An 11,973-nucleotide genomic window follows, 5' to 3' on the forward strand; every position below is an offset into this window, starting at 1 on the left:
TCGAGGGCTTTCATAGCCGGTATGTGAAGCAGCAATGTTGCTGCCCGACGCACTCAAAGGCGAGTGCTGTCGTGGGGCTGGAGATTAGAAGAAGGTATTCGCGGTGTCAAATGGAATTTTGGGCGATGCTGCGAATTTCAGTCGGTGCCGACCATCACGCTCGATGCCTTGATCACCGCATAGGCCTTGCCGCCTTCGGTCAGTGCGAGTGCCTGGGCCGAGCTGCTGGTGATGGTCGAGACGACCTGCACGCCGGCTGCGATCTCCAGCGTGACCTCGGTCGTGACCGGGCCACGGACGATGGAAATGACCTTGCCGGACAGGACGTTGCGTGCGCTGATTTTCATGAAGTTCTCCTTGGTTGGGTTGAGCACGCCAGTCTATCGGCGGCGCCGTTTCTCTCAACCGTGCCTTGGGCAGATCGATCTGTCCAATGAGGGACTGGACCCACCGACATCGGCCGGCGGCCCCGAGAAAGCCGCAGCGAAACACCCAATGCCCGCGCTGCGCAAGGGCACGTAGCGCACCTGCTGACGCATGCAGATGCGCTTGATGTTGTCGACCGATTCATGGTCGATGCAGTCCACCGGAAAGACCACCACCTGCGCCCAGGAAACGGCGGATGCCAGCAGCCCGGCCCGGTCTTCGAGCCCGCCACCGTGGCGCCGGAACTCTCCGCCTTGGCGCTGCACGAGGTCGCGGATGGCGGGCATGGTGCTCGGCCGGCCGCCGACGTAGAGCACACGCAAGCCCTGCAACTGCCGGTCGAGGTCGGCGCCGGCACCCGATGCGGCTTCGCCGGTGTTGAGCTTCAGTTGCGCCTCGGCGGCGGCAAGCTCGCGCCCCAGCGCAATCGCATGCTGGCGCAGGTGTTCGAGTTCTTCCGCGAGCCGGTTCGCCTCGGCCACGGCCCCCACCGCAGCCTGCTCCGCGCGCTCGCGCCGGCCTGTCTGCACGGCGATGAGCGAAGCGGCACGCTCACCCTCTTCCGCGCGCGCCCGCGCCGCGAGGGCCAGGTCCGCAGCTTCGAGCGGAATGGCGCTGCGTGCGTTGCCGGCTTCGATCAGCTCGTGCCTTAGCCCGGCGATGGTCTTGTCCCTCTCCTCCAGCAGTTCCAGCGAGCGGACCTGATGCCGGTCCAGCCGCTCGCGCAATTCGGCGTTGTCGCGCTCCAGCGCCACCAGCCGGCGAATATCCGCCCGGTTGGCCGCGCCCACGAGGTGCGACAGCATGTGCACGTCGCCGAAGACCCGCTGCCGCAGTTCGGCCGTGGCCTTGCGGTGCATCAGCACGGCCCAGTACGCGCCTGGAATTTCCCCCTGCCGCAACGCGTCTTCCCAGCAGACGGCAAGCGCCGGCGCGTCGTGGACCTTCGACAGGCGCTGGATCACCGGCGCATGGCGATGGTCCAGCGCCTTCTGCAACGCCTTGGTGACTGCGGTGTTCTGCGTCGCGAGCCGGACGGCATCGTGGTGGATCTCCAGGTCGCTCGCCCCCTCCACATCCGCAAACCGCGCGATGAGCTTGCGAAGCTCCGCAGTCGTCAGGCAGGTCCCGATGACCGAGCAATAAAAGTTCGTATCGAGATCGGAAAGCCGGACACGTCCGCCCGGCGCTGTGTCTTCGCCGTCTTCCGGCGGCTCGCAACAACTGGCGGCCTTGCGAAACACGGCGCGGCCGTCCGCCGCATCCACGGGAGCGGCCGAAGAAGAAAGAAGTTTGAAGGGCGGATGGAGCATGCGCCACGCAATATACGGTGCAACATAGCGAATGCCAAGCGGCCGGACCAGCTGTTACCCCCTCAAAGGAATGTGCCTACCGGGCTTCTTCCGCTTCGAGCACGGCCCATTCATCGTCCGTGAACAGCCGCGAACGGGTCAAAAAGCGCACGCCCTCCGGCCCTTCCAGCGAGAACATGCCGCCGCGCCCCGGCACCACGTCGATGATCAGTTGCGTGTGCTGCCAGTACTCGAACTGCGGCCCGCTGATGTAGAACGGCGTGCCGCCGATGTGGCCCAGCAAGCGGTCGTAGTCGCCCACGATGAACTCGCCGCGGGCGTAGCACATGGGCGCGCTGCCGTCGCAGCAACCGCCCGACTGGTGAAACATCAGCGGACCATGCTTGCCGACCAGCTTCTCGATGAGCGCCAGCGCCGCGTCGGTCGCGGTCACGCGCAGGACTTCTTGCGTCATGGTGGCTTTCTTGCGGATGTCGATGTGCCCCGCACGGGCTTCATGCAAAGCGCGTGCGGGGCGACCATGCCTGCTGCGATCAGAAGAAGCCCAGCTTGTTCTCGCTGTAGCTCACCAGCAGGTTCTTGGTCTGCTGGTAGTGGTCGAGCATCATCTTGTGGTTCTCGCGCCCGATGCCCGATTGCTTGTAGCCACCGAAGGCCGCATGTGCCGGATAGTGGTGGTAGCAGTTGGTCCACACGCGGCCGGCCTGGATGCCGCGGCCCATGCGGAAGGCGCGGTTCATGTCGCGGCTCCACACGCCGGCGCCCAGGCCGTAGAGCGTGTCGTTGGCAATGGAAAGCGCTTCTTCTTCGTCCTTGAAGGTGGTGACCGACACGACGGGGCCGAAGATCTCTTCCTGGAAGATGCGCATCTTGTTGTGGCCCTTGAACACGGTCGGCTGCACGTAGTAGCCATCGGCCAGGTCGCCTTCGAGCCTGGCGCGTTCGCCACCGATCAGCACCTTCGCGCCCTCCTGCCGGCCGATGTCGAGGTACGACAGGATCTTCTCCAGCTGTTCGCTCGACGCCTGTGCGCCGATCATCGTGTCCATCGCCAGCGGGCTGCCCTGCTTGATGGCGGCCACGCGCTTCAGCGCGCGCTCCATGAAGCGGTCGTAGATCGACTCCTGGATCAGTGCGCGGCTCGGGCAGGTGCAGACCTCGCCCTGGTTCAGCGCGAACATCGCGAAGCCTTCGAGCGCCTTGTCGAAGAAGCTGTCGTCCTTGTCCATCACGTCGGCGAAGAAGATGTTGGGCGACTTGCCGCCCAGCTCCAGCGTGACCGGAATCAGGTTCTGGCTCGCGTACTGCGAGATCAGCCGGCCGGTGGTGGTCTCACCGGTGAAGGCGATCTTGCCGATGCGGTTGCTCGACGCCAGCGGCTTGCCCGCCTCCACGCCGAAGCCGTTGACCACGTTCAGCACGCCCGGCGGCAGCAGGTCGGCGATGAGCTCCATCAGCACCAGGATCGACACCGGCGTCTGCTCGGCCGGCTTCAGCACCACGCAGTTGCCGGCCGCGAGCGCGGGTGCCAGCTTCCACACCGCCATCAGGATCGGGAAGTTCCACGGAATGATCTGGCCGACCACGCCGATGGGCTCGTGGAAGTGGTATGCGAAGGTCTCGTGGTCGATCTCGCTGATGCCGCCTTCCTGCGCGCGGATGCACGAAGCGAAGTAGCGGAAGTGGTCGACCGCCAGTGGCAGGTCGGCCGCCATGGTTTCGCGCAGCGGCTTGCCGTTGTCCCAGGTCTCGGCGGCGGCCAGCATCGGCAGGTTTTCCTGGATGCGGTCGGCGATCTTGTTCAGGATGTTGGCGCGTTCGGTGGTCGAGCTGCGGCCCCAGGCGCCCTTGGCCTTGTGCGCAGCATCGAGCGCGCGGTCGACGTCGGCCGCCGTGGAGCGCGGCACCTCGCAAAAGACCTTGCCTGTGACCGGCGTGATGTTCTCGAAGTACTGGTTGTCCACGGGCGCGACCCATTCGCCGCCGATGAAATTGCCGTAGCGCTTTTTGAACGGCACCGCGGTGCCGAATTTGCCCGGTTCAAGCATGTCCATGACGTGTCTCCATGTGCTGTTGGTGGTGGCGCCGCGACATGCGGCGACCCGCATGGACAACCGCAAGCCACGTACCCGCGCGGATCGGGACATTCCCTGAGTACTTCCTCGTGGCAACAGGCTGTCGCAGAGGGTTTCCATTCGCAATCTGCGACATGCACGCGCGAACATAGCGACTAGGATGTCGCACAAGGCGAATACGACGCGGCGAACGACACGAAACGGGAACCCACCGGAGACACGCATGAGTGAAGCGCAGTTGCCATCGGTCAGAGTGGAGCAGGCCCGCGAGCTGTTCTTCGGGCAGGGCCGCGACCCCGCGCCGTGGATCGCGCCGCACATCTCGCGCTCGTGGCAGCGCAGCCGCCCGCTCGATACCCAGTACATCGACCCCGAGCCGATGGCGCTGGCGTTGTTGAGCGAACGGCGCGAGCAGGCGATGCGGCTGCTCAACTGCGCGCAGCCCGAACTCGACGGCCTGGCCGAGCATGCGGTCGGCAACGGCTGCGTGGTGATCCTGTCTGACGCGAGCGGACTCATCCTCGAAGAAATCGGCAGCCCCGACTTTCTGCCCAAGGCCGAGCGCATCGCGCTGCAGCCGGGCGTGGAATGGTCGGAAAACCATCGCGGCACCAATGCCATCGGCACCGCGCTGGCCGAACGCGAAGCGCTGATGGTGCTGGGCGGCGAACACTACCTGGCGCAGAACGGCGCACTGGGCTGTGCGGCGGCGCCCATCTTCACCGGGCGCGGCGAACTGGCGGGCGCGCTGGACATCTCGGGCGAAACCGTGCGCGTGAACCAGCACGCGCTGGGCCTCGTTCGCATGGCCGCGCAGCAGGTCGAACACCGGATGATGCTGGCCGAGGCCGGCGGCCATGTGCTGCGCTTTCATGCGCGGCCGGCGCTGATCGGCACCGCGCGCGAAGGCCTCATCGTGATCGATGGCGGGCGGATCGTCGCGGCCAACCGCGTCGCGCTCGAACTGTTCGGCCGCTCGTGGGAAGGCCTGCTCGACCTCGACGCCCAGGAGTTCCTCGGCGCGAACTGGCCGCGCATGGAGCACCGTCGCAGCCTGCTCACCTTGCCGGGCGGCCGGCAGATCGCCACCGTGATGGAGCGCTCGACCACGCCGGGCGGCTCGCGCACAACGAGCCGGCGCACGCATGCGCCCACGGGCCAGGCCGCACCCGAGGCCGACGACGTGCAGCCGCTGCTGGAGCGTGCCGTGCGGGTATTGAATGAAGGCGTTCCTGTGCTGGTGAACGGCGAGACCGGCAGCGGCAAGGAAGTGTTCTCGCGCCGCCTGCATGCCGCGAGCCGCCGCAGCGCGGGCCCCTTCGTGGCGGTCGATTGCGCCTCGCTGCCCGAGACGCTGATCGAGTCCGAGCTGTTCGGCTACGAGGAAGGCGCCTTCACCGGCGCCCGGCGCAAGGGCATGGCGGGCCGCATCCGCGAAGCCCACGGCGGCGTGCTGTTCCTCGATGAGATCGCCGAGATACCGCTCGCGCTGCAGACGCGCCTTTTGCGCGTGCTCGAAGAGCGCGTGGTCACACCGCTCGGCGGCGGCCAGGGCGTGGCGGTCGATTTCGACCTGGTCTGCGCCACGCACGGCGACCTGCCCGCGCTGGTGAAGGCCGGGCGCTTCCGGGCCGACCTGATGTACCGCGTGGCGGGCTTCAGCGTCTGCCTGCCTTCACTGAGTCAACGCGCCGACCGGCATGCGCTGATCGCGCGGCTGTTCCTCGAATCGGGCGGCGCGGCCAAGCACCTGCGGCTGGAAAGCGATGCACTCGAAGCGCTCACCGCGTACCGGTGGCCGGGCAATGTGCGGGAGCTGCGCAGCACGCTGCGCGCCATCGTCGCGCTGTCCAACCCCGGCGATTCGGTGCACGTCCGCACGCTGCCGGCGCATCTGCACGGCACGCCGCCATCGCAGTTGCAGGAAGACGCGGCCATCGATGCCCGGCCCGCGCAACAACAGCACACGGCCGAGCCGCTGGTGGCCATCACGCGCCATGCCATCGACGAGGCGCTCAAGGCCAGCGACCATGATGTGGCCAAGGCGGCGCGCCGCCTCGGCGTTCACCGCAGCACCATCTACCGCCACCTCGCGCGCCAGCGAGGCAAGCCACCGATTCCATGAACCTGATGAGTACCTTTGCCCATGACCAGACCTGAAGACGGAAACACCCAAATAGCCACCACCGCCACGGAACAACTTTTCTCCTACGGCACGCTGCAACTGCAGTCGGTGCAACTGGCCACCTTCGGCCGCAAGCTGGCCGGCCAGCTCGACCGGCTGCCGGGCTATCGCCTGGAACAGCTCGAGATCAAGGACGCGGCCGTGGTCGCCACCAGCGGCAAGACCCACCACCCCATCGTTGCTCCCAGCAGCGCGCCACAAGACGGCGTGGACGGCGCCGTCTTCGCCGTCACGCCGGCCGAGCTGGCGCATGCCGACGCCTACGAGGTGGCGGACTATCGGCGCGAGCGCGTCACCCTGGCATCGGGCCTGCAAGCCTGGGCCTACGTGGACGCGCGCTCCGCGCCGGCCGGCTGAACGAAAGTCTGACTTGCCGGTTGTCGCCGGAGCCGCCAGACTTTGTGCATGGCCTTGTTCCCGCATTCATGACAACCCGCAAACCCGCACGGCGCCTGTCGGCCGTTCCTTCGACCCTGCGAATTCCCCTTGCCGCGCGGGCTTCTGGCGATGCGATGTTTCCGAAGGTGGCCGTGCGCGACGCTTATGCCGCCGGCATCCTGGAGCAGATCCGCGACGACGGGCAGCCGCTGCCGGAAGACCGGGCCACCATCTACGGCATCCTCGCGCGCACGCGGCGCTTTCGCAGCCTGGCGCAAGACTTCCTGAAGCAGAACCCGGGCGCCCGCGTGGTCAACATGGGTTGCGGCCTGAGCCATTACTTCCAGTGGCTGGACGACGGCAAGTCGCGCATGACCGATGCCGACCTGCCCGAAGTGCTCGAGTTGCGCCGCGAGCTGATTCCCGAGACCCATCCACGCCATGACGTCTGCGAACTCGACCTGACCGCGCCCGACTGGTGGGAGCAACTGTCGCTGCCGCGCACGCGCAAGGCCCAGCCGGTCTTTCTCTTCACCGAAGGCGTGCTGATGTACCTGAAGCCCGAGCAGGTGCAGGCGGTGTTCGCCACTTTCGGCGAACGCGCGCCCGCGGGCTCGGTGCTGGCCTTCGACGCCATGTGCTGGCTGGCCGTGGGGCGTGCCAGGCAGCACCCCTCCGTGCGCACCACCGGCGCGGAGTTCCGATGGGGGCTGCGCCGGCCCGCCGAACTGACGCGCTCCCATCCGCGCCTGCGCCTGGACGCCACCTACCGGGTGCTGGAGGGCATGGGCCTGCCCTTCACGCTGTTCGCGCCGATGGTCCTGCTGCTGCTCGGCGTGCCGATCTATGCGGTCTACGCGCTGGCCGCCGCAGACCCTGTCGATACATAAACGCACAATTTTCCGCATCGCCGGCTTTGTCCGGCCCCGATTGCGCGGAATGGCTGACGCGGCGCGGCCTGCGGCCCCGTCAAGCTGGGCGCTGTTCCCCGTCGCGGAAAATCCTGCGCGTGCCTGGCCCCACCCGGCTGCATTAGGATGATTTTTCCGGGAGCAGGTACCACCAAAGGCCGCCTGCCCGCGTCGCTCCTTTGTTCCCCGTGTTCCCCAAAGACTCGCAACCCTCAAGAACCACATGCTTGATCGTCGATCCTTCCTTGCCGCCGGCAGTGCCGCCGCCGCACTCGCCGCCCTCGGACTGCCCACCGAGGCGCTGGCCGCCAACGGCCTGCAACTGAGCCAGCCCTCGCCTTTTTCCTTCGACAGCCTGCTGGCCGAGGCCCAGCGCCTGGCCGCGCAACCCTATGCGGCCGCGAAACCGCTCGCGCCCGACGTGCTAGAGCGCATCGACTACGACGCCCACGGCAAGATCAAGTTCGACCCCGCCAATGCGCTGTTCCGCGAAGGCCCGGGTGCCTTTCCGGTCACCTTCTTCCACCTGGGCCGCTTCTTCCAGACGCCCGTGCGCATGCACGTGCTCGAAAACTCCGACGGCGATGCCTTCGCGCGCGAAGTGCTCTACAGCCCCGACTATTTCTCGATGCCGCCCGACAGCCCGGCGCGCGCGCTGCCGCCCGGCGCAGGCTTCGCTGGCTTTCGCCTGCAGGAAAGCCGGCTGGGCGACCAGAGCAAGCTCGACTGGCAGAAGAACGACTGGGTCGCCTTTCTCGGCGCCTCGTACTTCCGCGCCATCGGCGAGCTGTACCAATATGGCCTGTCGGCGCGCGGCATCGCGCTCGATGTGGCGGTGCCCGACAAGCCCGAAGAATTCCCCAACTTCACGCGCTTCTATTTCGAGACGCCCGCGCCTGGCAACACCACCTCGATGACCGTCTACGCCCTGCTCGAAGGGCCGAGCATCACCGGCGTCTTCAAGTTCGTGATGCAGCGCGGCAAGGCCGTCATCATGGACATCGATTCGCGCCTGTTCCTGCGTCGCGACGTCTCTCGCCTGGGGCTGGTGCCGCTGACCTCGATGTACTGGTATTCGGAAACCATCAAGCCCACCGCCATCGACTGGCGGCCCGAGGTGCACGACTCCGACGGCCTGGCCATCTGGAACGGTGCCGGCGAGCGCATCTGGCGCCCGCTCAACAACCCGACGCAAACCCGCGCCTCGGCTTTCGCCGACACCAAGCCGCGCGGCTTCGGCCTGCTGCAGCGCGACCGCGCCTTCGACCACTACCAGGACGGCGTCAACTATGAGAAGCGCCCCAGCCTGTGGATCGAACCGCTGGGCGACTGGGGCGAAGGCTCGGTGCAACTGATCGAGATTCCGACCGACGACGAGATCCACGACAACATCGTCGCCTTCTGGGTGCCCAAGGCCGATGCCAAGGCCGGTGCGAGCTACAGCCTGCAGTACCGCCTGCACTGGACGGACCAGGAGCCCTTTCCGTCACCACTGGCCCACTGCGTGGCCACGCGCATCGGACGCGGCGGACAGCCGGGCCAGCCGCGTCCGCAGGGCGTGCGCAAGTTCATGGTCGAGTTCATCGGTGCGCCGCTCGCCACCGTGCCCTTCGGTGTGAAGCCCGAGGTGGTGCTGGCCGCCCCGCGCGGCAAGTTCTCGTATGTGTTTGCCGAAGCCGTGCCCAACGGCGTGCCCGGCCACTGGCGCGCGCAGTTCGACTTCACGCCCGAAGGCACGGAGCCGATCGACATGCGGCTGTATCTGAAGAACGGGGACCAGACGTTGACGGAGACGTGGCTCTACCAGTACCAGCCGGGCTGAGGCCGCCGGATTGTTGGTGATTCGGAAATAGACAAGTGACGCCGGGCGCCTTGGTGCGCGTGGGGTGCGCACCCAAACTTCCTTGCCTCGTCAACGCTGCACTTGCAGCAAATCCAAGGAAGAAGTCATGTCCCAACTCAAGCTCAACGACAAGATCGCCCTCGTCACCGGCGGCACCAGCGGCATCGGCCTGGCCACCGCGCAGCGCTTCGTGGCCGAAGGCGCCCATGTGTTCATCACGGGCCGCCGCCAGGCCGAACTCGATGCGGCCGTGAAGGCCATCGGTCGCAACGTGACCGGCGTGCTCGGCGATGTGTCGAAGCTCGCCGACCTCGACCGCCTCTACGCCACCATCAAGGAACAGAAAGGCCGGCTCGACGTGCTGTTCGCCAACGCCGGCGGCGGCAGCCTGCTGCCGTTGGGGCAGATCACCGAGGAGCAGTTCGACAACACCTTCGGCACCAACGTGCGCGGCCTGCTCTTCACCGTGCAGAAGGCGCTGCCGCTGATGCCCAGGGGTTCGTCGATCATCCTCAACGCATCGATCACCAGCATCAAGGGCATGCCGTCATTCAGCGTCTACAGCGCGACCAAGGCGGCCGTGCGCAGCTTCGCGCGAAGCTGGACGGTGGACTTGAAGGATGCCGGCATCCGCGTCAACGCGGTCAGCCCGGGCGTGGTGCCGACCCCGGCCTACGACCTGCTGGGCCTCACGCCGGAGCAGGTGCAAGGCTTCATCGAGGTCCAGGCACAAGGCATTCCGCTGGGCCGGGTCGGAACACCCGACGAGATTGCCAAGGCCGTGGTGTTCCTGGCCTCCGACGACAGCAGCTTCGTGAACGGCACGGAACTGTTCGTCGACGGCGGCATGGCGCAGATCTAGCCGATCAGCGCTTGGTGACCGACACCAGCTCCACTTCGAAGTTCAGCGTGGCGTTCGGCGGAATCACGCCGCCGGCGCCGCGCGCACCGTAGGCAATCGACGGCGGGCAGGTCAGCTTGGCCTTGCCGCCGGGCTTCATCTTCTGCACGCCTTCGGTCCAGCACGGGATCACGCCGTTGAGCGGGAACTCGGTGGGTTCGCCGCGCTTGTAGGAGCTGTCGAATTCCTTGCCGGTGTCGGGGAAGGTGCCGCGGTAGTGCACCTTGACCGTGTCCGTGGCGGCGGGCGATGCGCCGGTGCCTTCCTTGAGCGACTGGTAGATCAGGCCGCTGGGCGTGGTCACCGGGGCAGATTGCGCAAAGGCTGCGGGGATGGCGAAGACGGACACGAGAGCGGCACAGAAAAAAGACTTCACGAAACACCTCGGGGATTGAAAGACCCCGATTATGGCCAGCGCCCGCGTCGCCTCCATGTAGCCCGATGTAGCGCGATGTAGCTCGTGGAACGGCCCTTGCTTTGCTGGATGTGCACTGTCAACATTCACGAAGAGAGGACGTCGCATGAACTCCACCGAAGCCACGCCAGCCGCGCACACCGGCACCGGCCATCTCAAGAAGGTGCTCGGCCCCATCCAGCTCTGGGGCATCGCGGTGGGCCTTGTCATCTCGGGCGAGTACTTTGGTTGGAGCTACGGCTGGAACACGGCCGGCACGCTCGGCTTTCTGGTGGCCACGGTGCTGGTGGCGACCATGTACACCACCTTCATCTTCAGCTTCACCGAACTGTCGACGGCCATCCCGCATGCGGGCGGGCCCTTCGCCTATGCGCGGCGCGCGTTCGGGCCGCATGGCGGTTTTGTCGCGGGCTTTGCGACGCTGATCGAATTCGTCTTTGCACCACCGGCCATCGCGCTGGCCATCGGGGCCTACCTCAACGTACAGTTCCCGGGCATCAACCCGAAGTGGTTCGCGCTCGGCGCGTACGTCATCTTCATCGGGCTCAACTGGATCGGCGTGGGCATCGCGGCGGCCTTCGAGCTGTTCGTCACGGTGCTGGCCATCGTCGAGTTGCTGGTGTTCATGGGCGTGGTCACGCCGGGCTGGACCATGGCGAACTTCGTGGCCAACGGCTGGGCCGGCGGCAGCGTGCTGAACGGCGCGGCCATCTCGGGCATCTTCGCGTCGATCCCGTTCGCGATCTGGTTCTTTCTGGCCATCGAGGGCGCGGCCATGGCGGCCGAAGAGGCACGCGATCCGCACCGCACCATTCCCATCGCCTACACCACGGGCATCGTCACGCTGGTGGTGCTGGCCTTCGGCGTGATGATCTTCGCGGGCGGCGTGGGCGATTGGCGCAAGCTCGCGAACATCAACGACCCGCTGCCACAGGCCATGAAAGCGGTGGTGGGCGACAACAGCGGCTGGCTGCACATGCTGGTGTGGATCGGGCTGTTCGGGCTCATCGCTTCGTTCCACGGAATCATCATGGGCTACTCGCGCCAGATCTTCGCGCTGGCGCGCGCGGGCTACCTGCCGCGCTACTTCGCCGGCCTGAGCCCGCGCTTCGACACGCCACACCGCGCGCTGCTGGCGGGTGGGGTCATCGGCGTCATCGCCATCTTCAGCGACGAGTGGGTGCAGTTCGGCGGCCAGACGCTCACCGCCAACATCGTGACCATGGCGGTGCTCGGCGCGATCGTGATGTACCTGATCTCGATGGCCGCGCTGTTCAAGCTGCGCCGCACCGAGCCCGACCTGCTGCGCACCTACCGCGCGCCCTTCTACCCCGTGTTCCCGGCCATCGCGCTCGGACTGGGCGTGGTGTGCCTGGGCGCGATGGTGTGGTTCAACTTCATGCTGACCGTGCTGTTCCTGGTGCTGATGGGCGCGGCCTATGGCTACTTCCTGCTGACCTCGGCGCAGCGCAAGGCAGCCGCGCCGGACGAGATGCTGTCCTCGACCAACGCCGCCTGACAGAAAG

General features: G+C 66.7%; 11 protein-coding genes. 6 read left to right on the forward strand and 5 right to left on the reverse strand.

The genetic code is table 11. The features are described 5' to 3' along the window. Positions 1 to 137: 137 nt before the first annotated feature. From ACSFB7_RS05170 to adh, 4 genes are all read right to left on the reverse strand, one after another. Complete coding sequence (locus ACSFB7_RS05170; RefSeq protein ID WP_435467685.1) at positions 138 to 347, reverse strand: TOBE domain-containing protein; 210 nt, start codon at positions 345 to 347, stop codon at positions 138 to 140. A 54-nt stretch (positions 348 to 401) separates the two neighbouring features. After that, positions 402 to 1,739 (reverse strand): DUF2325 domain-containing protein, encoded by a 1,338-nt coding sequence (locus ACSFB7_RS05175; RefSeq protein ID WP_435467687.1) that lies wholly within the window; start codon positions 1,737 to 1,739, stop codon positions 402 to 404. 76 nt (positions 1,740 to 1,815) lie between these two features. Continuing rightward, positions 1,816 to 2,193: a DUF779 domain-containing protein gene (locus ACSFB7_RS05180; RefSeq protein WP_435467689.1), complete on the reverse strand. Its 378-nt coding sequence runs from the start codon at positions 2,191 to 2,193 to the stop codon at positions 1,816 to 1,818. A 79-nt stretch (positions 2,194 to 2,272) separates the two neighbouring features. Next, a complete protein-coding gene (gene adh, locus ACSFB7_RS05185; RefSeq protein WP_435467691.1) occupies positions 2,273 to 3,793 on the reverse strand; it encodes an aldehyde dehydrogenase in 1,521 nt (506 codons plus the stop codon). A gap of 244 nt (positions 3,794 to 4,037) precedes the next feature. Here adh and ACSFB7_RS05190 point away from each other — a divergent pair, with 244 nt between their 5' ends. The 5 genes from ACSFB7_RS05190 to ACSFB7_RS05210 all read left to right on the forward strand — a co-directional run bounded on the left by ACSFB7_RS05190 (position 4,038) and on the right by ACSFB7_RS05210 (position 9,993). Further along, positions 4,038 to 5,939 (forward strand): sigma-54-dependent Fis family transcriptional regulator, encoded by a 1,902-nt coding sequence (locus tag ACSFB7_RS05190; RefSeq protein ID WP_435467693.1) that lies wholly within the window; start codon positions 4,038 to 4,040, stop codon positions 5,937 to 5,939. Positions 5,940 to 5,960: 21 nt separating this feature from the next. Continuing rightward, on the forward strand, positions 5,961 to 6,356 hold the full coding sequence (locus ACSFB7_RS05195; protein ID WP_435467695.1) for a gamma-glutamylcyclotransferase family protein: 396 nt from the start codon (positions 5,961 to 5,963) through the stop codon (positions 6,354 to 6,356). A 68-nt stretch (positions 6,357 to 6,424) separates the two neighbouring features. Beyond that, positions 6,425 to 7,267, forward strand: coding sequence for a class I SAM-dependent methyltransferase (locus ACSFB7_RS05200; protein WP_435467697.1), 843 nt, complete (start codon positions 6,425 to 6,427; stop codon positions 7,265 to 7,267). Positions 7,268 to 7,511: 244 nt separating this feature from the next. Then, on the forward strand, positions 7,512 to 9,110 hold the full coding sequence (locus ACSFB7_RS05205) for an OpgD/OpgG family glucan biosynthesis protein (RefSeq protein ID WP_435467699.1): 1,599 nt from the start codon (positions 7,512 to 7,514) through the stop codon (positions 9,108 to 9,110). Positions 9,111 to 9,237: 127 nt separating this feature from the next. After that, positions 9,238 to 9,993 (forward strand): SDR family oxidoreductase, encoded by a 756-nt coding sequence (locus tag ACSFB7_RS05210; protein ID WP_435467701.1) that lies wholly within the window; start codon positions 9,238 to 9,240, stop codon positions 9,991 to 9,993. Between the two features lie 4 nt (positions 9,994 to 9,997). On the opposite strand, the gene ACSFB7_RS05215 is transcribed toward ACSFB7_RS05210, so the two are convergent. Next, on the reverse strand, positions 9,998 to 10,408 hold the full coding sequence (locus tag ACSFB7_RS05215; RefSeq protein ID WP_093237242.1) for an FKBP-type peptidyl-prolyl cis-trans isomerase: 411 nt from the start codon (positions 10,406 to 10,408) through the stop codon (positions 9,998 to 10,000). Positions 10,409 to 10,553: 145 nt separating this feature from the next. On the opposite strand from ACSFB7_RS05215, the gene eat reads away from it, so the two are divergent. After that, positions 10,554 to 11,966 carry an ethanolamine permease gene (gene eat, locus ACSFB7_RS05220; RefSeq protein ID WP_435467703.1) on the forward strand — a complete coding sequence of 471 codons (1,413 nt, stop codon included), beginning with the start codon at positions 10,554 to 10,556 and terminating at the stop codon, positions 11,964 to 11,966. The last annotated feature ends 7 nt before the right edge of the window (positions 11,967 to 11,973 follow it).

Origin of the sequence: Variovorax raffinosi (assembly GCF_051216615.1) — a bacterium.
In the GTDB taxonomy this organism is placed as follows: domain Bacteria; phylum Pseudomonadota; class Gammaproteobacteria; order Burkholderiales; family Burkholderiaceae_C; genus Variovorax.